This is a genomic window from Corynebacterium sp. (assembly GCF_030826625.1).
Lineage (GTDB): Bacteria > Actinomycetota > Actinomycetes > Mycobacteriales > Mycobacteriaceae > Corynebacterium.
Window position 1 is genome coordinate 1 of record NZ_JAPJNQ010000022.1, and the last position, 20,645, is coordinate 20,645.

Here is a 20,645-nt window from a genome sequence, read left to right on the forward strand (position 1 = left end):
TTTCAGTTTCGTTGCGGCTTTCTCGGCTTCTGCGCGCTCTGGCGTCACTGCAGGCTGGTTGGATTGCGTTCCGGCACTAGCTGCACTCGCTCGTGCGCGTTCCAAATCGGCGAGTTCCAGCAATTGCTGTTGTTGTTTCGGGGCTAATTTCATCATCGTTGCTCTCCGCCAATCCTTGTATTTCTTTGTTGGTCAATCTTTTGACAATATCCGCTTCTATTCACCGCGCTTGTGCGCCGCTACCGTCCACGGATCGGTACGTACGTCAAGAATCGAAGTTTCCACCCCTGCTTCCCGACGCACAATCTCTTCTGCCTGTGCAGTCCACGGGAATTCAGAGGCCCAATGTGCTGTATCAATAATTGCCATATCGCTTGTGCGCAAGTGCTCGTCGACAGGGTGGTGCCGCAAATCTGAGGTGACAAACACATCCGCGCCTAGCTTTGCAGCGGTGGCCATGAAACCATCGCCGGCCCCAGAGGCCACAGCTACCGTCTGCACTTGCTTGTCCGGATCACCGGCAGCGCGCACACCCCACGAAGTCGCGGGCAAGCCATCGGCAACTTGCTGGGTAAATTCCGCCAGGCTCATCGGCTGCGGCAGCTGCCCTAAGCGTCCCAGGCCATAGGCTTGATCAATCGGGGTGGCGTCGGCAAGCTCGGTGATATCAAACGCGGGCTCTTCGTAGGGGTGGTGAGCCAACAATGCGTCGACAAGCGCCTGCTTATCGCTTGGATTCGCCACAAACTGAATGCGTAGCTCGTCGGCACGATAGGTCTTGCCTACCTCGCCATCAGTGGGATCCGCCCCCGGTTCCGGTTTGAACTGCCCGGTGCCCGCCATCTCGTAGACGCACTCGGAGTAATTACCGATGCGCCCAGCACCCGCGGCGAATAGGCCTTGTTTGAGCTTGTCGACGTGTTCTGCTGGCACATGCACGCCCCACAAATGCCGGCCTGGCCCCGGCTTCGGCGCCAACGGACGTCCTGGCGTGATGCCGACGAGCTCAGCGAGTTTGTCGTTAACTCCAGGGCGTGCAGAATCGGCATTAGTGTGCGCTGCGAACAGCGCGATCCCTGCTTCGATCAAGCGGTGCAAGATCCGACCTTTCGGGGTATCCGCGGCCACCGAATCCACCCCGCGCAGCAGCAGTGGGTGGTGCACGATCAGCATATCCACACCGGCGGAGATCGCGGCTTGCGCCACCTCGTCAGTGCAGTCCAAGGCGAAGGCAACGTGATTGACCGCAGCTTCGCGGCGCCCGCAGATCAGCCCAACGCTGTCCCAATCTTCGGCCAGATGCGGCGGGTAGGCACGATCCATCACCTGGCAAATATCGCCGACTGTGGTCCCGGTGCTCATGTGCTACTCCTTCGCGTCGTGTATGCGTGTATTACAGTGCGCTAGCGTTTCAGCCTTAACCCTTTTCAGTGCTTTCCCAATTATGGCACGCAGCGTGCACATGCGACGAGGTACAAGAAAACGGCGCGGGTGATAGAAAACGGCGCGGGTGCAAAACCGATAGAATACGCCACCATGAGCACTACGTTTTCCATCAACTTTGTCTGCACCGGCAATATCTGCCGCTCGCCGATGGCAGAGGTCATGGCGGCTGAAGCCATCAAAGATGCAGGTCTTGCCTCTCGCGTTGAGGTTGCTTCCTGCGGGATGGACGGCTGGCATGTCGGTGAAGGCGCCGATGAACGCACCGTCGCCGAGCTTCGCAAGATTGGCCTCGACGGCACCCAGCACGTCGCACAACAGTTCGGCCCACAGGCGGCAGACACTGACCTATTCATCGCCATGGATACCGGGCACCGCTCGAAATTGATCGCCCGGGGGCTGGACCCGTCCCGCGTTGCACTCATGCGTAGTTTCGATCCCGCCGCACCCGCAGAACCTTCGGTGGCCGACCCTTATTATGGCGGTGCCGACGGTTTTACCCGCGTGCGCAAAGAAATTGCAGCCAGTTTGCCTGGCCTGCTCGAACACATTCGCAGCCAGCTGAGCTAGCCAACTGAACTAGCTTGCCCGCGGGTCTATCATGGGCAGGGTGAGTGCCCCTAGCCAGCAGTCTGCCCAGTCGCAGCCGAACGTTTCTACCGCGTCGAAAGCAACCTCATGGTGGAAGGTTTTTGCGAAGCCAAGTTGGATCATTTTGGCGCTATCATTGATCGCCTTTTCGGTCTTAGCTTTCACGGTGCTGGCTCCGTGGCAGCTGAATAAAGACGATGAGATCGTCGCCCGCAATGAGCGCATCGCACAGGCCTATGAGCAAGCCCCGGTTCCATTTTCTGAGCTTGTCGACGCCACTGGTGGCATCACCATCGACGAGGAATGGCGTCGGGTCACCCTCACCGGCCATTACCTGCCTGAACACGAAACTCTACTGCGCTTGCGCCCGCTGGAAGGCTCGCAGGTTTATCACTCACTGGTACCCTTCCAGCTGGATTCAGGCACGACGATACTGGTCAACCGCGGTTTTGAAACGGCGCTTCGCGACGGCTCCGTCCCGGAGATCACTCCCCCTGCTGGCAAGCACATCACCACCGAGGCCATGCTGCGCTTTGGCGAAAAGCCGCATGAGGCCCCACCGATCGACGATGCCGGCTATACCCAGGTGCGTTCGGTCAGCCCAGAGCAGATGGAGCAACTCACTGGTCTAGAGCTTGCCGACGCGATCGTGAACGTGACTTCCGACGATCAGCCCGAGGCGCTCAACCCGATCCCGGTGCCAAAGCTAGACCGTGGTTCGCACCTTTCTTATGGGTTCCAGTGGATCGCTTTCGGCATTATGGCCCCTGCTGGCTTGGGCTATTTCATTTATGCGGAGCTGCGCGAACGCCGTCGCGAGCGGGAGGAAGAACAAGCAGAGCAAGCAGAACAAGCCGAGGCTGCCGAAACAGAAGCATCCCGCTCAGCGCAATCAGTACAAGCAGACCAGTCGGCGCCTCCTGCCGCCGAATCACAGGCAGCGAACGCTAGCGCCGCACCGACTCGATCCCGCCGACTGCGCGATCGCTACGGCGGTGACCAATCCGATCAATTGGCGAAATTCCGCGGCACCAAGCGCCGTCGCTAAGCGCCACCGATTCGTCGTCAAGCTACCGCGTTACTGCCAGGTTCTGAAACAAATTCCTCGCAGCGCTATCACTTACCGCGAAAAGGCCCAGATCGCGTTTCTGAGCTGTACGAATCTTCCTTCGCGGTGCTAGCGTTTCTGGGGTGAGTACTAGTTGGAAGGTCTTTGTCGAAGACTTAGCCCGGTTGTGGAAAACTCGGAAAGTCTGGGTCATCCTCATTGGCTTGGCGATCACTCCGGCTCTTTATTCCTGGGTGAATATCGCAGCGTTTTGGGACCCATACGAAAATACCCAAAACATCAAAGTCGCTGTCGTCAATGAAGACGAAGGCGCTAGCTCTGATCTCACCGGCGATCTCGACATCGGCGCGGAGTTAGTCAGCCAACTGAAGGAAAATGACAAGCTAGGCTGGCAATTTGTCGATCGCGGTGAAGCGAATCATGCTGTGCACAACGGTGACGTGTTTGCTTCGATCACGGTGCCGAAGACCTTCTCGCAAGATTTCCTCAGCTTGTTCCAGGGCACCTATTCTCAGCCGACGTTGGAATATGCGGTCAACGAAAAGCTCAACGCCATCGCGCCGAAGATCACCGACCAGGGTGCTTCCACGATCGATACGACTATCAGCTCAGCGTTTAACGAGCAGGTAGCGAAATCCGCGGCAACAGAACTGCGAAAATCTGGCCACGACCTCGATTTCCGCATCGGCGAGACCGCAAACCAGGCCTCTGATTCATTCACCCGCACTGCCGATACCGTCGCCGATTCCCGCGAGCAGTTGGCCACCGTGCAGGCGCGGCTGGATAATGCCCGTCCTGCGCTCGGCGAGGCGCGTCAGGCTCTAATCGCCGTCGAGCGCACCATCGACAGCGCGCAGACCGCACTGGGCCAGGTCGAATCCATCACCAGCGAGGTGCAACGCCAGCTCACCACCTTCGCAGACGAGGCCACCGCGGCCTATGTGCAGGGCACCACCGCGCTTGCCGACGGCGCTGCTTCGGCTCACGCCACCGTCAACTCCGTTTCTGGCCAGTTGACGGGCGCGCTTAACCGCGTCGGTGCAGCCACCGATGGTGCAAGCGGCATCGTCGACCAGGCAGACCAAGCCATCAGCCGCTTGGGTGATCTCACGAATCTGCCAGCGCTGCCGCCACAGATCGCGGGGCAGATCCAGCAGACCGTCGACGAGCTGCAAAACCGTAACTCGCAAAACCGCGCGGTGCTAGGCGAGCTCTCAGCGCTGCAGGATAGTGCGAAAAGCACCCTGAATTCTCTCAACGACACCGCTGCCGCCCTGGATCGCGCCACTAACGTTGTGCGCGAGGATTCCGCGGGGCTGCGCGATTCCATCAACAACACCGTCCCCCAGCTCAACGCGGCGATTTCACAGGTCTCTGCGACAGCAGCAAATCTGTCTGCCACCCTCGGCGCGCAAAAGACTTTGCTCGGGGAAGCCGATGGCCTCATCAACGGCGTCGATACGCAGTTGGTCCGTGCCAAAGACGTCGTCAGTGATTTCAGTGCTGATCTCGACGGAATCGAATCCGGTCTGCGCACAGCACGCACTGACATCCTCACCCTGGCTAACCTGGCGCAGGACAACCCTGCGCTGCGATCGGTTAATGCGCTCAACGCCGACGATGTCTCATCATTTTTAGCTTCCCCGGTAGAGCTGAAATCACACGCGGTCTTCCCGGTCTCGCACTACGGTTCCGGCATGTCCTCGCTGTTTATTAACCTCACGTTGTGGATCGGCGCATTCATGCTGATGATCATCTTCCGCACGGAGGTCGATACCCGCGGCCGCGAGCACCTCACCGTCCGCCAGGCTTACCGGGCACGCTATTGGCTGATGGGCGTTTTTGCCAGCGTGCAGGCGCTGATCGTGTCCATCGGCAACCTGGTGATCGGCGTCGAGCACGTGTCGAAGATCGGCTATGTGCTCACCGCCATCATTTTGAGCCTGTGCTATCTGGCGATCATCTACGGCTTGGTCTCTGCCTTCGGCCACATTGGACGAATCATTGCGGTGGTGTACGCCTTTGTGCAGATCCCGGGTGCTTCTGGCCTCTACCCCATCGAGATGACACCAGATTTCTTCCGCGCGGTATCTCCATTTCTGCCGTTTACCTATGGCATCAGCGCGATTCGTGAGACCGTCGGCGGGTTTTACGGCAACCACTACTGGATCAACCTGCTGGCGATTACCGGGATGGCGATCGTCGCTTTCTTCGTCGGCATGCTGGCACGCCGCAGCCTGTCACACGTCAATATCTTGGTCAATGACCAGCTGGCCAAGGGCGAATTGGTCATCAACGAGAAAGTCCACCTGACCGGCAGCCCATACCGCTTGACTGACCTCGCCAATGTGCTGCGCGATCGTGAGGGCTACCAAGAAAGTTTGAATTCTCGGTGGCGTTCAACACGACGCAATTATTCGCAGTTGATGGGCATCACTATCGGTGTCGGCGCGTTGTTGGTGCTGATTTTGGGTATCGTTTCGCGTTTCAACCCAGACGAAAAAGCCGTGTTCTTTGGGCTTGCCTGCCTGGTGGTTCTCATTGCCGTGGTGATTATTTGCACTCTGGAATACATCAAGCAATCCGTCGCCCGCGACAATGATCTCGCGGGGCTCAGCGACGACGAGCTGAAACAACAATTGGCCAAGCAAGGTAGCAAGTCATGAACAACATCCTGACGATTTTCCGCAATGATCTGCGCGCGATCCGTGGCAATGTGATGACGGGTGTTATTGTGTTCGGCCTGGTCATCATCCCCCTGCTGTTCACTGGCTTTAATATCTTGGCCAGCTGGGATCCGTTTAGCAATACCGACCGCCTGAAAATCGCTGTCGCCAGCAACGACGAAGGCCACGAGTCTGATCTGGCCTCACTGCGGCTGAATCTTGGCGACGAAGTCTTGTCGCAGCTGTCCCGCAACGAGCAGGTCGACTGGGTTCTCACCACCTCTGACGATGCCGTGGAAGGCACGAAGTCTGGTGAATACTACGCCGGTATCGTATTGCCGGAAAATTTCAGTCGCGAGCTGCTGACTTTCTATGTCGAAGGCACTGAGCCAGCCAAGCTGGATCTGTATACGAATGAGAAGAAAAATGCCTTGTCGACGACGATTACCGAGCGCAGCGCTGGTGGCGTGATTGAGCGTATCGACGAATCTTTCACCAAAGTGGTCACGACCGTCGGCTTGGGCGTGGTGGAATCGTTGGACAACTACTTGGATGAGGACGAAACCCAGGCTGCCTTGGATAACGTCGCCAACCGGGTGGAAAACGTCGGCACGCGTTTGCGCTCTGCTGCAGGTACCGTGCGCAGTTTGGCGAACTTGGTGGATTCCACCATCCCGCTGGCGCAATCCGCCGACAATATTCTGGGTGCGGCTGGTAGCCAGACTGCTTCGCGTCCCGGCGAGGGTACTGGCAGCGGTTCCGGTGCTGCCCCCATCGATTCCCTGGCTGCGACGCTGAATGATTCCACCGGTGCGCTGGAAAATTCCTTGGGCGCTACCTCGCAGGCCTATGCGGCGCTGTCGGATCAGTTCGACGAACTGCTGAATAATGCGCAGGCTGCTACCGCACAGACCGCGCAAACTTACCGCACTGCCGCTGATCGGGTGGCGCAGCAGACGGCTGCGTTTAGTGGTGTACGCGATGCTCTTGACCGCGAGGTCGGAAACCTCAACCTACCCGGCCCCGTCGCCGCTGGCTACCAGCAGGTTCGCGCACAATTGGATGCCGCGGTTGCACAGTCGAATGCCCTGCATGATTCCTTGACGACGACCGCCGATCGCATCGAATCCGGCACCAGCAATGCGCAGCAATCGCGCCAGCAAACCCAAGACGCCATCGCCGCGGCACGCCAAGCCGTGGATAATGCGCGTACTGCCTACCGCAACAACCTGCGACCGCAGCTGGAATCGTTACGCGGCAGCGTCAATGCGGTGGTGCGCGATATCGACACCGTCCGCGCGGAGATCGCTGATGTGCGCGGCACGATCTCCGCCACAGCCGGTTCCCCTGGTTCGAGCTTGCAACGCGCCCGCGATGGTGCAGACCGCCTTGCCGATACCTTGTACAACCAGGCGCAACGCTTCTCTGATGTGCAACGCCAAATCGAAGACGTACGCGAAGGCGGCGATCTGAACCAGTTGGCCGAGATCATCGGCTCTGACCCAGAACTGTTAGCCTCACGGATTTCCGCGCCGGTAGCGGTGGATCGCAAGCCGGTTTTCCAGGTTGCTTCCTTTGGCGTCGGCATGACGCCGTTCTACCTGGCGTTAGCGCTGTGGGTCGGTGCGCTGCTGACGTGCGTGCTGATGCGCAGTAATGCCGAGCACAAGTACCTCACCGATGATGGCGATTTCAGCCGCAACCAGATTTATCTGGGACGGCTTGCCACCTTCGCCCTGATCGCGATTTCCCAAGCCAGTCTCACGGTTGGCGGCTTGATCTTCTTCGTGCAGATTCAGCCGGAACACCCGCTGCTGTTGTGGCTGGCCGCGTGCATTGCCTCGCTGGTATTCATGATGATCGTGCATGCGCTGGTGATTGCCCTGGATAGCGCAGGCAAGGCATTGGCGGTGTTGCTGCTGATCATTCAGGTTTCCGGTTCCGGCGGCGCCTATCCCCTACCGCTATTGCCAGAATGGTTCCAGTCAGTCAGCCCGTGGCTGCCGGCGACATATGCCATTGATGCTTTCCGCAGCGCAATCGCCGGTGTTTACCAGGGCGATATCTTCCGCGATTTGGGAATGCTGTTGTTGTTTGCCATCCCAGCGTTAGTCGTGGGCTTGTGGCTGCGGCGTGCGATGGATAGCTATCACAAGCGCTTACAATCTGGCATCAGCCAGACCCGCGTCATGCAATAGCTCGTCCGTGCTGCTTGCATGCGCTAGTGCCCCCGCGCTGCTTGCATGCACTAGTGCCCCCGCGCCGCGTCATGCGAAAACTGCTATTAGTGGTGGGTATGAGTAAAAATTCCCCCGATAATATTTTGCTCTACTTGCCCGAAAAGCAGGAACAGCAGATACGCGAGATTTTTGCTGCTCTGGCACAACGCGGGTTTCCCGTGCAAAACCAGCGCCCGCACATCACGGTGACATTTTCCACGGCGATGGATCCGCGCGTCGTGGAGCTTGCCGCGCAGCTGTTGCCTCCGGTGATCCCCGCTGCTTTTCGACGGGCAGGCACCGTTATTTTCGGCACCAAGTCCAAACAAACCGTGGCGTGGTTGCTGCAGACCAACGCTGAACTCGAAAAGGCGGCCAGCACAATCAGTGCGGCAAATCCAGATGGCCATGGTCCGCTGTGGACTCCGCATCTGACCATGGGTTTGCGGTTGCCGCGGGCCCAGGTTCCGGACTATATACGCGCGCTGGAGGAAGAAACTTCGTCTCATTTCAAAGAACTCACTGCAGTGGAAGCCGCATATTGGCGACCGCGTACGCAAGAAAAACGACTGCTAGCCGGTGGCTAGCATTATTTTCCAGCACGGATTAGCGTTTCAAAACCGCGCCGACTATTTGAATCCACAATATCCAAAGTCGTCGTCCAACGTCGTCGTAGCAATATGCTGGTTAATGTCGGTAGAAAGGTCAATTATTTGCTGGATCATGAAGCTAAGCTCCGCAGTGCGTATTCCCGCCGATAAGCGGTATTGATATATTCCCGTGCTGCCATCATTTGCAGATTGCCGTACTTAGAATTAGACGGATCCACCAATAACTCACATTTCTGCAGGGCTTCATAACGAGCAACAACATCAGCCAAATCCAAATTCATAAAGTCCATGGTGCCCCCAGCATCGACCCCGTATCGGACATAAAACGCTGTGGCTACGTCGAGAAGATTCGGCCTGTCTTCTTTGGGGCGAGAAAAATCAACTGAATAAGCAAGATCCACATCCCCCGCACTGTGAGCATCAGTACGTGCGCTTCCGAATAAAACCAGCAAGTCAATACCCAGTTCTAAGCAGAACGATTCCAGCGAGCCATCTTTGACTTCGCTGCGCAACCTGGCGACGATTTCTGTGGGGGTACTCATAGTGCAACTCTAGCAAGCAACGTCTCTGGTTTTTGCGGCGCAGTCTTCGTGATAAAAAACATACGCCGGTCACACGCTACTGCTTATATGATGGGGACCATAAGGTTTTGGAATTTTATAGCACATCATTCGTCGCTATTCGTCCAATTTGCAGCCTGGCCACGCGACCGTCGCAGGCTGCGTATACACGAACCCTGATCTGAGGAGGCACCATGAAAGCAGCACGTTTTTACGACCGCAAAGATATCCGCATCGAAGATATCGAGCAACAAGAATTACAACCTGGTACCGCCCGCATTGATGTCGCCTGGTGTGGCATCTGCGGCACCGACCTGCACGAATACCTCGATGGCCCAATCTTCTGCCCTTCACACGGCAACCCACACCCCATCAGTGGCGAAGAACCACCAGTGACCATGGGCCACGAATTCTGCGGTGTGATCTCCGAAGTAGCCGATGATATCGATGACCTGGCCGTGGGCGATCACGTCGTTGTCGAGCCCTACATCATCAGTGAAGACGTCAATACCGGCCCAGAATCCAAGACCTACCACCTGTCGGAAAACATGAACTTCATCGGGCTGGGTGGCCGTGGCGGCGGCTTGGCGGAAAATGTCGTCGTCAAGCGTCGGTGGATTCACAAGATCAGCGAGAAGGTCTCCCTGGATCACGCGGCACTCATTGAGCCGCTGACCGTGGGTTATCACGCGGTGGAGCGCGCCGGTGTTGGTGAAGATTCCGCGGGCCAGGTTGCGCTGATCGGTGGCGCGGGCCCGATTGGTTTGCTCACGGCTGCGGTGCTGAAGGCCTTCGGTGTGACGGTGATTGTCACGGAGCTGTCAAAGGCTCGGCGCGAAAAAGCCCTGGAAACCGGTGTTGCTGATCATGCGCTGAACCCGGAGGAAGTCGACGTCGTCAAGAAAGTACACGAGCTGACCGACGGTGTTGGTGCCGATGTGGCTTTCGAATGCACCTCGGTTCCTGCGGTGATGGCCACGCTGATGGATGCACTGCGGCCGCGCGGGGTGCTGCAGATCGTTTCGATTTGGGGCAAGCCTGCAGAGGTCGATTTGAACAAGATCGTGCTGAAGGAACTAGACGTGCGCGGCACCATTGGTTACGTGAACAATCACCCGGCTGCCATCAAATTGGTCGAAGATGGACGCGTGGACCTCACGCCGTTTGTTACCGCACGCATTGGTTTAGACGAACTGATCAACGAAGGTTTCGACACGCTCATCCACCGCAACGAAACCGCCGTGAAAATCCTCGTTTCGCCATCGGGCAAGGGGCTGGATAAGTAACACTTCCTGGTTGGTGCTCTCCCTCCCCCGGTCTTCTCTGAGCTATGCTTTATTGTGAGCTACAGCTTGTGAGAATACTCGGGGGATTTTTATGGATACGGCAGAAGTAGTTCTGCAAGTAGCACAGCTAGTTGTTGCACTAGCAGGCCTTATAGGGCTAGTTGTCACCATTCAACAGCGAACGAACAGCGATAATCGTTCAGAATGGTGGAAGCGCTATACCTGGTCAATCGAAAATATCGCTAATGACAATGAACGAGTTCGTAGCGCCGCCTGGCAGAATACGAAAGCCTTATACCAAAGCTCGCTCATTACAAAAACCGAAAAAGCACTAATTGCTGGTCTTGCCTTAGAAACATTGAACGACGATAATCAAGAGCAAGACGATACAGGAGGTAGCGATGCCCCAAGAAACCAATCCTCGAGTACGCCAAACGATTGCTGAAGTCGCAGTAGAAGGCACGAAGTTCACCGGCGAAATTCTTCCTCGCTATGTCTATGAACTCGCCGGTGCGCCGGTGCCTCCAGAAGCTACCGATGAACTCCAACGGGGCACAAGCACTCCAGCCGACACCAGCATTGGTACAAAGCTTAAACATTGGTGGCGCCGAAACTGGAACACCCACCTCATCTTCGACGACTAACTTATTTCACCACTACTTCCCCGCCCGCGCCGATGCTTACCTGTGCATTCCAGGCGCGGGCTAGATTAATTCGCTGCCAGTCCCCTTTGGCTGGGTCGCGATCATCCAGTGGGTAGCCGGACGGCAAGGCGGTGTGGCGCAGCACGTCAGCACGCTGCTCGTAGCTGAGTTCTGGGAAGCGGGTTTCCAGTAACGCTGGTGCCGCTGTGGGGACGTTCACCGGTTCGTCGGTCGCGAAAATTGGTGCGAAGCCGTAGGTCATGCGTCGTGTGTAATCGGCTTCTGCTTGCTGATCACTGAGCGCATGCGAGTCTTCGGCAATCATCTCGGCAAAAGATTTGCCCGCACGCCATTCCATTTCTGCGACGATCTCCTCACGCGCCTGCAGCAGCGCATCGCGCATTCTCGGATCATTCCAACGATCCGCCGCAGCTGCCTGCCCGGTCATCCGCCCGCCGATGACGTCCAGTGGGAAGTGCACACCCATCACCAGTCGCGATTCCCCAGCCTCAGAACCGCGAGCCAGCAACTGCGTACCCACCTCCGGCAGCATCATTGCCAGCAGCATGGTAATCCACGTCGCCTGGTTAGTGTGCCCGGACGGGAAGGATTTGCTCGAGCCGTCGTAGAGCTCACGTTCCGGTGACTCATGGCGCTGAATGCGTTCCGGGGCTTGCACGAATGGGCGGTCGTTATTGAACAGCAGCTTTTCCGCGCGACCCCAGCTAGCGATTCCACCGGCGCGAGCGGCATAGCCGTTGCCCAGCAAAAATTCGGTTTTCGGCAGGCGCTTTTCATGCAGGGCTTCCAAGAAGTGCTGGCCGAATTCGTCGCCAAGCGCCTCGGCTGTGGTAAAAAGCACGCCATCTTTATCTGCCAGGGCATCGCGAATGGCCTTGTCGACGCGTTCTGGCTGTGCGTTGTTGTTGTAATCAGCGACGATATCGAGATTTTTACGCATCACATCCGGGTGATTGCTGCGCAGGTCTTTGAACTCACGTACCACCTCGTAGTAAATGCCGTACTGGTAGGACGAGATATCGGAGATATAACCGGTGAGGTAGGTTGCGTCGAAAGGCTTGGGCACCGGTGCGCCGTCGTGGTGTTTCGGGGTGGCGCCGATCGAGCTCAGCGGGCTGTGTTCTGCCCCCTCGTCGTGATCACTAGACAGCCTCGGCGCAGGTAATTGTAGCTGCGGAATCTCGAACGGCAGCGCGAGGTGCGTGGTGTTCGCGTTCAGCGGGGATTGCAATGAGGCTTCCGCTGCCGTGGCGTGCGCGGTGCCACCGTGCTGTTGCACAAGGCTAGGAGTCCCAGCCACAACTGCTAGGGCTGCGGCAGCAGTTAACAGCGAAGTCGCACGGCGTCGGGATATAAGAAACGTTTTCACAATGGATTACCCCAGAGCATCTAATGAAATTGAAGGATTCGCTGCTGCAGTTGGGTTACGCCTTCGAAAAATACCGAGAGTGGGATTGCCGCAAATGTTCTTCGCTCTCACTGGCAACGGCAACGACTTCGAGATCAGGGTCATCATTGGCCTCATCCAATTCGAGGCGCCTCAGTGTTGCCTCTGGCAGCGAGTCAAATTCATGGATGTCTAGTTCCCCTGAACGACGGTGGTACTGAATTAGATATGCCGCCATAACATTAGCCTTCCATTTCAGTCTTAGATTCGCTGCTGCCGCAACTCAGCTTGGATACGTGAAAGCTTATCATCGATTCGTCTGCGAAAATTGCGAACATGATCACGGCTGTAGTGTGAATCGCTGTCTGCGCGTTGTTCAAACTCAGCAATTTCCGTCGACGCTTCAAGTAGCTGCATCACAACACCTTGTGCCTTTGGAGGCATCGTTGCTCCTTCGTGCAGGTAACGAATTTCTCTTCCGAAAATATCAGCGGCTTCTTCATAATAGTTCGCCCATTTTGATTGCCAAGCCGTCCGGATCTGCATCTCGCTTCTACCAGCATTACCTCGGATATGGAGGTGAATAGCGCGATATCCCGAGTGGGGTTCTTCCCGACAGTCCCTGATATCTACGCGATTCGCACCACTATTTTCGAATCCGCGCTTAAAAACTTCTGCAACTTCTGTTTGCTCAGTCAGCGACAGATCGCAATCAAACCTAATGCCAGCTACATCTTGAATGTTCATTAACGGCGTCGTCTGCAACCTTTGCAGTTTTTCAAGCAAGGTGTCTTTAGTCTTTACTCGTGCAGATAATAAGTACGAACCCGAGTCTGGGGCCACGGCATCACCTGCGGGACTGATGTTCATGAACCCAGACGTAATTTGCTCTGTAATCGAGAGTAATTCTTCAACATACACTGCATTAAACGCAATGTATTCATTAATCACTTTGACTTCAAAGTCTTGACCATCACGCCAAAGACTCCCGTGTTTATTTACTCGGCTCTTAGAAAACGGCGGATTTTCGCCCAGAAAATTCGCGCTTTTTCGGCTTGAATTCATCCCACCCCCACAGAGACGTAATTAGTCAAAATATTGCACATCACGCGATAGCTAAATTCTAACAACTGTGCATCTTATTCACTTACAAAACATATTGGTTGCTAGTACTAAGATAACGGTATGCGAAAAATAGCCATGCTTGCTGCAGCAAGCTTGCTGGGCATTGCGGGTACCAGCGGTGTTCTTGGTGCGGGAACAGCCTCCGCGTTGACGAATGGCATGCCCGTCTCCCCTGAGGACGATACCGCTGCCGGAGTAGTGCAGGTAGCTAGTTGTACTGGCACCGTGGTTGCCCCTCACTGGGTGCTGACCGCTCAGCATTGCGTCGAGGTGCCCGATTTGCAGCGGTCGATCTATGTTGGCACCACCCGAGAGCAGCAACATCGCGAAGAAAATAAGTTCACCTCGGATTATGCGGTGTGGGCACCGCATGGTGATGTTGCTTTGGTGCATGTGACCACGGCATTTCCTGAAAAGATGATTCAGAATATTCGTCGTGACGCGGTAGAATTTGGCGCTACCGGCAGTGTCTATGGTTGGGGCGCTGGAACGGAAGAGACGCTGCAATTTGCCCAAGCTGCCGTCGGTCGCACCACGCGGGGGATCCGCCCGGGCACAAACGAGGGCGCTCATGACGCCTTCGTGGTGCAGTATTTGGGTGAGGCAAAAGCAGGGCGCGGCGATTCCGGTGGCCCGTTGTTCATCGACGGTGAGGTTGCTGGGGTGACCTCGTTTAAGGCTCGCCAGGGTGGTGGGCGCTACTCGCTGTTTGCTTCGCTGCATGGGCTAGGTGATTGGATTGCCCAGACCACCGCTGCCCCAGCGCAGCCGAGCACTAGCGACACCCCGGCCGAGACTGCCCCGACTGCCCCACACCAGAATGGCCCCGTCACCAAGCCCGAGCATCCAAGCACCGAGCCCGCACCTCCCGTCACCAAACCTAAAAATCCACAGCCCAAGGATCCGAAACCTGAGCAACCACGCGGGCCGCTAGGCACGCCTGGTGACGGTGGCTCCAGCCTAGGGCTGTCGTCTTCTTAGCGCCCCTGCCCCAACAACACAGACTGCGGGTATCGCCTGCTTAGCGCTCCCGTCCCTTCGGCGCAGCAGAGACCTGCCGGATCGTGATATTAATCCGGCCTTCATCGAGCCCGCAGCCGTCGGGAAGCGTCGCCTCATTCACGCGCACCACCCCGTGATAGGCAAACCGCTTCGGCCCACCGAAAACCACCAGGTCGCCGGAGCACAGCGTCACATCGTCCCAGGGCTGGGTTCGCGATTCGGTATGCCCCATGCGAAACAAAGCCTCGTCGCCAATCGATAGCGAAATAACCGGCGCCCTGGACTTCTCAAACTCATCGACGTGCATCCCCATGCCAGAGCCCGGCGGATAATAGTTGACCAGCACCATTTCCGGAACGAAGGTCTCTACCCACGGGGCCAACTCATCAGCAACCTCCGCTGCCGCACGCAACGCCACCGGCGCCAGCGCCTCCAAGCTTTTCGGCACCGGCGGCACGGTAGTACCAGCAATCTTGTCTACGTACCGGTAACTCGGATAATGCCAGTACCTGCCCAAATGCAACTGGTACACGCTCATCTGCCCGCCGGATTTCAGCGTTGGGCGCACCATCGCCATCGGAGTATCCGCGTATCTGCGGGCAATCTCGCGGACCTCGCGCACTAGCTCTGATTGCTTGTCGACGCCCAACCACCCCGGCAGGTGCGCCACGCCCGGCGCGATGCGCTCACTCGGGCGCGGTAGAGAATCAAACAGCATGCTCTCACCGTATCGGCTGCCGTGGGCTGTGTCGACGGGCGCGACCCCTGCGAGCCGGCGGGCAACACCCCTGCGACGGGTGGCACCCACCTATAGCCGAATCCCGATTCCTTTTAGCATCTCCGTGACGTTGTGCTTCAGTTGTGCAAAGCCTGGATCGTTATTCAGCAAATGAATAATACCGCCAAATACTGCCGCGATTACGCCGAGCCCGGTAATGACCCGCAAAATTTTGGCAAGCGTGGTATCCGGCTGCTCTGTTGCTGGTTGGTCATCAACGACGATGAAGGTTGTGACCTCGTCTGTCGAGCCATCTGGGTAGGTCACCACAATCGTGGCGGTTTGGATTCCCGGCCCGGTGGTATCAAGCGGTGATTTCCAAGCATAGGTGGTGCCTGCCGGCAATTGCGCAGTATTTGTCAGGGCATCTTCTGCCTGGACAGCTGCGCCAGGTGCAACTGTGACTGAGGTGTGTGGTGCGGGCGAATATTCTTCCGCCATGGTCTTTCCAGGTTTCGCGTCTGGGGTTGCGGAATCCTGATTATCCCCATGATCGCTGCCTACTGGCGCATCAGCGACTGGGATTTTGGCAGTCAGCTTGATCGGTGCGGGTGCTTTATCCGCATCCAGGCTGGCGCCCGTGGTGTACCACCATGCCCGGGTGTCCGGGGAAAGATAATCAATGAATTCTTTTGGCCACGAGTTCGGATATTGCTTCTCTTCTCCCTGATAGGCGCGTCCATAGAATTCGGGTGTTGCTTCGAAGGCGATTTCTCCACCGACAATGTCTATTGTCGAAGAGCTAAACGTGGCGACAGTGACGCGTTTGTAGCCCTCGCTCTTTTTATCTTCGTAGACTGACCAGGCAACGTCCATAGTCAAGGCACCGGAGCCGTCTTCATTGACCTGTAATTCGGGATTACCCATCGTCGTAATTACGTGCGGGGCGAGCGTGGGGTAATGCTTGATGCGGAAACCGTTGCCAAAAGACATGTGCATTTGTTTAGTGGTTTTATCGAACCATCCTTGGGCGTGAGTGAAGCTTGGCAGATAGTTATCCACTGTCACTGCTTCGCCTAGGGCTTCTACTGACCATGCCTTGAGGTATTCGTTGATTCCCCAGCGCAAATTCGCCTCTTTTACATCGACGGCGCTAGCCGGTTTGTGGACTGCTGCATCCTGGGGTTGTTCCGGGCCGTTCCAGCCTGTGCTGTCGGCGTCGACTGGTGGTTTCTGGTTCTCGTCGGCGGGCTGCAAGGGGGTAATCGCCGGTGTTGGCCCGGTTCGGTGCAGCTGGCTTACTCGGGAACGTTCTTTATAGGGGTGTGAAACGTACGCGACATCGCCCGTAGAGTTTCCGGTAACGACAGCGAGGTTGGCTTCGCCTGTACCATAGCCGCTCGTGACGCCCAGCTCAGTAAAATCGATCTTTTCGGCAACAGTCCAGGTTTCTGGGCTCACGACTGACACACGGTTGTCGTCAGCTGCTGCCGCATAAATTTCGTGTGTGCGCGGGTTAACGTGTAGCGAGTTAACCTTGGTTCCGACCTCGATCGGCATACCGAGGAATTTGCCGGTCGCTGCATCGAGTGTGAGTATCTTGCTTTCTGTGAAATCGTCTTGCAAAGTTGGCTTGACGACGACGTACAGGTGCCCGAGTTCTGAGTCATAAGCTAGCTCGTATGGGCGCCCGCCTACTGCGGCCCCCTGAAAACTGGTTTCCGCGACGGGAATAGCCAGGTCTTGTACCCATTGTTTGGCTGCGGTGTTGTATCCAGTGATGACGTTTTCGCGGCCTGCGCTGATCCACAGCATCTTGCGGGTTGCATCATAGACTAGGCCATTAATCGACGGGTATTTTTCCGTGCTAACAGGGATCGGCGTACTCACGGTTGCGTTCGTAGGGTCTACATGAACCAGGGATTTCGAATCGTAGATGTAGATTGCACCGGTATCTGTGTCTTCCACCATGCCCTTCGGGAACTTCGGGGTCCCAGAAATCTGGCGTACCACGGTTCCGTCATCTGCATTAAAGACGGTGAGTTTTCCCTCGCGTTGGTGTAGAGCGTAGATGTATTTTCCGTCATTGCTCAGAGAGATCTGTACTAGCGCTTCTTTGCTTGGAGCCCAGTACACGGTCTCAGATGGTTTCTGAGTTTCCAGGTCGAACCACGTTATTCCGCTGGGGCTCTCCCCTAGCTTGTCGACGGCTACCCAGCCGCGTCCACGTTTTTCGTCGATGAGGATGTCTCTGGTGACTTCCCCGGCAGCAAACGTCGCGGTGACTTGGTGGTTTTTGCTTTGTTGCTCTTTTTGCGGCGTTGACGCGGTTTCGCTGTGTGGCACTTCACCGTGTAGTACTTGGCCGGGCGCTTTTTCACTATCCGGCGTTGTGCCACGTGCTACTTCTTGCGTCGCAGGTTGGGCAAAAGCTGGTTGTACAACGCTAAGGTGTATGCCGGTAACAGACATGCTTATTGTGGCCGCAATCCATATTTTGCGGAGGTTATGAGATTTTTGCACCGGATTAGCTTACCCTAAACAAACATTGTCCAACAAGTGCTACGTGCTTCGGTTTGTATGCGCCCGCCCCGCAGCCGGCACCACCCCGCAGCGGGCGACTCCCGGCGACGGGCAGCGCCCCCGCGACGAGCGTGACCCCGATATGTTTACGCAATCGACATTAGACATGTTTAATGTCGATTTTTCGCCTGAAAGTCGACATTACTTTTAATCGAATAATCCAATCAATCGTCTGATCAGCGCAAATACTCACACGCTGCCGAGACCAACGCCCTGGTTCCGGTTTCTAGGGTCGGCTGCAGAACCGGTGCAAACTTCGGGCTGTGGTTCGGAATTCTCACACCTTCGGGTGCACCGCCCAGCAACCAGAAGCAATAAGGTGCGCCAAAAGCGTCGGCAAGCACGGAAAAATCCTCTGAGGCAGTCAACGGCTCGATGCGGTGCACGTTTCCTGCGCCAAGGTCACGTCCGAAGCACTCGGTCAACCGGCCGGCTACCACGTCGTCATTGTCTGTGACCGGGAAGGATTCGTAGTAGCGGAACTCCGGCTCCCGCGGCGCGCCGGCAGCTGCGGCTTCCCCGCGAGTGATCCGTTCGATCGCTGCGAGGATCCGTGCGCGCACTGCTTCGTCGTAAGCTCGCACGTTCAGCTTCAGCCGCGCGGTTTCCGGGATTACGTTCGGGCGCGTGCCGGCCTCCACGACACCGACGGTGACCACCCCAAATTCGTGCGGGCTCAGCTCACGCGCGACGATCGTCTGCAGCCGCTGCACCACGTTGGCGGCCAGCACAATCGGGTCCACGCTCAGGTGCGGCATCGAACCGTGCGAGCCGCGCCCATGCAGCGTGATGTCCACGTTCACTGCCGTCGACATGAACGGCCCCGGCACCACGCCCACGTGCCCAGCCGGCACCGGGCCACAAAACACATGCTGGCCCAGCACCACATCAGGCTTGGCGACGCGCTCCACCAGGCCATCGGCAACCATCGACTTTGAGCCCTCGCCGGTTTCTTCCCCCGGCTGAAACAGCAATTGCAACCGGCCGGACCACTGCTCACGGTGGCGCATCATCAACGCCCCCATCGCCAGCAACGACGCCACATGGCAATCGTGCCCGCAGGCGTGCATAACGGAAACGGTCTTGCCCTCCAGGTTCACCGCTGTCGCCGTCGAGGCATAGTCCAGCCCGGTTTCTTCGCGTACCGGCAGCGCATCAAAATCTGCGCGCAGCATGACCGTCGCGCCGGGCCCATTGTCCAGCGTGCCGACGAGCCCGCCACCGATCTCGTCGACGCGATAGCCCAGCGCCTCCAGCTCACGAGCGATCACCCCGCGCGTGCGCACCTCCTGCATGCTCAGCTCGGGGTTGCGGTGCAGGTCCAGGTAAATCTCTGTCTGCCACTGCTCCACCGTGGCGTAGTCGCCCATGATCGTAGTAACCGCGCTAGCTGCATCCATAAACTTTGCTCCTTACAACAACACATTCGCAATCGCGGCGGATCCCACGAACGTACCGGTAAACACCAGCAGGGCGATCACGGCAATCTGCACGCCGGAATTTTTGAAGATCGAGACTTCCGTGCGCGAGATCGCCAACCCGGAATACGTCAACGCCGGGGTGAGCAGAGCCAGCATGTTTAGCTGATCCGTCGCGGCAATGAATGCTTCCGACCATGGCAAAAACGGCAGCGCAGCCAGGATCGCCACCACGGAAATCCACGCCACGTTGGGCACGCCGATGCGCACGTACTTCGTAATCAGCAGCCCGCCAATACAGCAGACGTAGAGGATCACCATGCCCGGCGCGGCAGCCAGCGGGTTTGCTCCGGAATTTACCCAGTTCACGACCAACGCCAGCACGCAAACCCACACCAGCGCAGCCAGTACTGTGCGGATCGGCAGCTCGGTGTCGCCTTCTTGGCCGGATTCCCATTCTTCGTCGGTGTATGCGCTGAAGTTGCTTGCCGACGCCTTCTGTCGTCGCACTTTCGCCAGCACCGTGAACAGGCGTTCTGCTAGGGGTAGCGCGATGAACGCAGAGACGAACAATCCAGTGCCGTAAGTGAGCAAGTTACTGGTAGCCGCGAAGGCGCTGATCTCGTTTGCGGCATCCGGCACGGTTTCTGCCAACGCCGTGGAGCACGCACCCATCATGCTGCCGGAGCCCACGCCACAGGCCATGGCCAGCGAGCGAATATCAAATACCTCCCAGGAGGCGAATAACCCGGCTACCAGTGAAAAGTACACGCCTCCGAAGACGGTGCCCATGACGTAGACGCCCATCACGCCGATGCCTTCGGAGGATTTCAGACCGTATCTATCCGCAACCAGCGCGATATTTGGTTCTCGTGCAATCGAGTGCGTCGCACCGATAGTTTCGCGCCCCATGTTGAACAACAGCACGGCCACTGGCATGGCGATCAGCAGTGTGGCAACGTTGCCGAGTTCTTGCAGGATCAACGCTGGCCCGGCTGCTATGATGTCGCCGATTTGCGGGCCAATGCCGATGGCGAATTTCGCCATGAACGGCATCATGCAGATGAGAATCCACCGCGGCGCAATTCCTGCGCCCTGCTTGCCGACGACGTTGCCCAGACCAGAAACAATATTCGGGTTGAACAGCAGCGAGAAGAAAAACGCGTACAGCAGCGGCAGCAGAACTACCGTGCCGATGCCGATGTCGATCTGGATGATGCCGATGACCTCTGCCAGGCATGCGAGCACCAAAACGACCAGGTGCAGGCGCCAATGCATCAGGCGTGCGATAATTTCAGCCAT

At 57.2% G+C, this 20,645-nt stretch carries 18 protein-coding genes; 9 read left to right on the forward strand and 9 right to left on the reverse strand.

Annotated elements, in window-relative coordinates; translation table 11 throughout:
- Positions 1-216: 216 nt before the first annotated feature.
- Positions 217-1,362 carry a Nif3-like dinuclear metal center hexameric protein gene (locus tag RCH87_RS04225; RefSeq protein WP_306515486.1) on the reverse strand — a complete coding sequence of 382 codons (1,146 nt, stop codon included), beginning with the start codon at positions 1,360-1,362 and terminating at the stop codon, positions 217-219.
- Positions 1,363-1,536: 174 nt separating this feature from the next.
- Here RCH87_RS04225 and RCH87_RS04230 point away from each other — a divergent pair, with 174 nt between their 5' ends.
- From RCH87_RS04230 to RCH87_RS04250, 5 genes are all read left to right on the forward strand, one after another.
- A complete protein-coding gene (locus RCH87_RS04230) occupies positions 1,537-2,013 on the forward strand; it encodes a low molecular weight protein-tyrosine-phosphatase (RefSeq protein WP_306515487.1) in 477 nt (158 codons plus the stop codon).
- 40 nt (positions 2,014-2,053) lie between these two features.
- Positions 2,054-3,082, forward strand: coding sequence for an SURF1 family protein (locus RCH87_RS04235; RefSeq protein ID WP_306515488.1), 1,029 nt, complete (start codon positions 2,054-2,056; stop codon positions 3,080-3,082).
- A gap of 143 nt (positions 3,083-3,225) precedes the next feature.
- Positions 3,226-5,769, forward strand: a complete 2,544-nt coding sequence (locus RCH87_RS04240) for a YhgE/Pip domain-containing protein (RefSeq protein WP_306515489.1) — start codon at positions 3,226-3,228, stop codon at positions 5,767-5,769.
- On the forward strand, positions 5,766-7,967 hold the full coding sequence (locus RCH87_RS04245; protein WP_306515490.1) for a YhgE/Pip domain-containing protein: 2,202 nt from the start codon (positions 5,766-5,768) through the stop codon (positions 7,965-7,967). Before RCH87_RS04240 ends, RCH87_RS04245 begins: the two co-directional genes overlap by 4 nt.
- 98 nt (positions 7,968-8,065) lie before the next feature.
- Positions 8,066-8,575, forward strand: coding sequence for a 2'-5' RNA ligase family protein (locus RCH87_RS04250; RefSeq protein WP_306515491.1), 510 nt, complete (start codon positions 8,066-8,068; stop codon positions 8,573-8,575).
- Between the two features lie 134 nt (positions 8,576-8,709).
- Here the strand turns inward: RCH87_RS04250 and RCH87_RS04255 are convergent, their stop codons facing one another.
- Positions 8,710-9,141, reverse strand: a complete 432-nt coding sequence (locus RCH87_RS04255) for a hypothetical protein (protein ID WP_306515492.1) — start codon at positions 9,139-9,141, stop codon at positions 8,710-8,712.
- Between the two features lie 212 nt (positions 9,142-9,353).
- Between RCH87_RS04255 and RCH87_RS04260 the strand changes: the two genes are divergently transcribed.
- The 3 genes from RCH87_RS04260 (at position 9,354) to RCH87_RS04270 (ending at position 11,089) form a co-directional block, all read left to right on the forward strand.
- Positions 9,354-10,445 (forward strand): 2,3-butanediol dehydrogenase, encoded by a 1,092-nt coding sequence (locus RCH87_RS04260; protein WP_306515493.1) that lies wholly within the window; start codon positions 9,354-9,356, stop codon positions 10,443-10,445.
- 91 nt (positions 10,446-10,536) lie between these two features.
- Entirely contained in the window at positions 10,537-10,890 is a 354-nt protein-coding gene (locus RCH87_RS04265) for a hypothetical protein (protein ID WP_272722757.1), read from the forward strand.
- The gene (locus RCH87_RS04270) at positions 10,847-11,089 is read left to right on the forward strand and encodes a hypothetical protein (RefSeq protein ID WP_018120435.1); all 243 of its coding nucleotides are present in this window, start codon (positions 10,847-10,849) and stop codon (positions 11,087-11,089) included. The genes RCH87_RS04265 and RCH87_RS04270 overlap by 44 nt, the downstream gene beginning before the upstream one ends.
- A gap of 1 nt (position 11,090) precedes the next feature.
- Here the strand turns inward: RCH87_RS04270 and RCH87_RS04275 are convergent, their stop codons facing one another.
- The 3 genes from RCH87_RS04275 to RCH87_RS04285 all read right to left on the reverse strand — a co-directional run bounded on the left by RCH87_RS04275 (position 11,091) and on the right by RCH87_RS04285 (position 13,562).
- On the reverse strand, positions 11,091-12,389 hold the full coding sequence (locus tag RCH87_RS04275; protein WP_306515494.1) for a phosphatase PAP2 family protein: 1,299 nt from the start codon (positions 12,387-12,389) through the stop codon (positions 11,091-11,093).
- A 145-nt stretch (positions 12,390-12,534) separates the two neighbouring features.
- Entirely contained in the window at positions 12,535-12,735 is a 201-nt protein-coding gene (locus RCH87_RS04280; protein ID WP_306515495.1) for a hypothetical protein, read from the reverse strand.
- Positions 12,736-12,758: 23 nt separating this feature from the next.
- Positions 12,759-13,562 carry a GTP pyrophosphokinase gene (locus RCH87_RS04285; RefSeq protein WP_306515496.1) on the reverse strand — a complete coding sequence of 268 codons (804 nt, stop codon included), beginning with the start codon at positions 13,560-13,562 and terminating at the stop codon, positions 12,759-12,761.
- A 120-nt stretch (positions 13,563-13,682) separates the two neighbouring features.
- On the opposite strand from RCH87_RS04285, the gene RCH87_RS04290 reads away from it, so the two are divergent.
- The gene (locus RCH87_RS04290; RefSeq protein ID WP_306515497.1) at positions 13,683-14,603 is read left to right on the forward strand and encodes a trypsin-like serine protease; all 921 of its coding nucleotides are present in this window, start codon (positions 13,683-13,685) and stop codon (positions 14,601-14,603) included.
- 40 nt (positions 14,604-14,643) lie between these two features.
- Here RCH87_RS04290 and RCH87_RS04295 read toward each other — a convergent pair whose 3' ends face one another.
- From RCH87_RS04295 to RCH87_RS04310, 4 genes are all read right to left on the reverse strand, one after another.
- Positions 14,644-15,342, reverse strand: a complete 699-nt coding sequence (locus RCH87_RS04295; RefSeq protein ID WP_306515498.1) for an alpha-ketoglutarate-dependent dioxygenase AlkB — start codon at positions 15,340-15,342, stop codon at positions 14,644-14,646.
- Between the two features lie 90 nt (positions 15,343-15,432).
- Positions 15,433-17,814 (reverse strand): Rib/alpha-like domain-containing protein, encoded by a 2,382-nt coding sequence (locus RCH87_RS04300; protein WP_306515499.1) that lies wholly within the window; start codon positions 17,812-17,814, stop codon positions 15,433-15,435.
- 287 nt (positions 17,815-18,101) lie between these two features.
- Positions 18,102-19,325, reverse strand: a complete 1,224-nt coding sequence (locus RCH87_RS04305; RefSeq protein ID WP_306515500.1) for an amidohydrolase — start codon at positions 19,323-19,325, stop codon at positions 18,102-18,104.
- Between the two features lie 12 nt (positions 19,326-19,337).
- Positions 19,338-20,645 (reverse strand): DUF3100 domain-containing protein, encoded by a 1,308-nt coding sequence (locus tag RCH87_RS04310; RefSeq protein ID WP_306515501.1) that lies wholly within the window; start codon positions 20,643-20,645, stop codon positions 19,338-19,340.

Bases quoted from the DNA above. Each gene is read 5' to 3' on its own strand.
- RCH87_RS04305 (WP_306515500.1), bottom strand. From the start codon at position 19,325: ATGGATGCAGCTAGCGCGGTTACTACGATCATGGGCGACTACGCCACG.
- RCH87_RS04245 (WP_306515490.1), top strand. From the start codon at position 5,766: ATGAACAACATCCTGACGATTTTCCGCAATGATCTGCGCGCGATCCGT.
- RCH87_RS04280 (WP_306515495.1), bottom strand. From the start codon at position 12,735: ATGGCGGCATATCTAATTCAGTACCACCGTCGTTCAGGGGAACTAGAC.
- RCH87_RS04260 (WP_306515493.1), top strand. From the start codon at position 9,354: ATGAAAGCAGCACGTTTTTACGACCGCAAAGATATCCGCATCGAAGAT.
- RCH87_RS04230 (WP_306515487.1), top strand. From the start codon at position 1,537: ATGAGCACTACGTTTTCCATCAACTTTGTCTGCACCGGCAATATCTGC.
- RCH87_RS04310 (WP_306515501.1), bottom strand. From the start codon at position 20,645: ATGGCTGAAATTATCGCACGCCTGATGCATTGGCGCCTGCACCTGGTC.
- RCH87_RS04265 (WP_272722757.1), top strand. From the start codon at position 10,537: ATGGATACGGCAGAAGTAGTTCTGCAAGTAGCACAGCTAGTTGTTGCA.
- RCH87_RS04250 (WP_306515491.1), top strand. From the start codon at position 8,066: ATGAGTAAAAATTCCCCCGATAATATTTTGCTCTACTTGCCCGAAAAG.
- RCH87_RS04270 (WP_018120435.1), top strand. From the start codon at position 10,847: ATGCCCCAAGAAACCAATCCTCGAGTACGCCAAACGATTGCTGAAGTC.
- RCH87_RS04295 (WP_306515498.1), bottom strand. From the start codon at position 15,342: ATGCTGTTTGATTCTCTACCGCGCCCGAGTGAGCGCATCGCGCCGGGC.
- RCH87_RS04290 (WP_306515497.1), top strand. From the start codon at position 13,683: ATGCGAAAAATAGCCATGCTTGCTGCAGCAAGCTTGCTGGGCATTGCG.
- RCH87_RS04255 (WP_306515492.1), bottom strand. From the start codon at position 9,141: ATGAGTACCCCCACAGAAATCGTCGCCAGGTTGCGCAGCGAAGTCAAA.
- RCH87_RS04300 (WP_306515499.1), bottom strand. From the start codon at position 17,814: ATGTCTGTTACCGGCATACACCTTAGCGTTGTACAACCAGCTTTTGCC.
- RCH87_RS04285 (WP_306515496.1), bottom strand. From the start codon at position 13,562: ATGAATTCAAGCCGAAAAAGCGCGAATTTTCTGGGCGAAAATCCGCCG.
- RCH87_RS04225 (WP_306515486.1), bottom strand. From the start codon at position 1,362: ATGAGCACCGGGACCACAGTCGGCGATATTTGCCAGGTGATGGATCGT.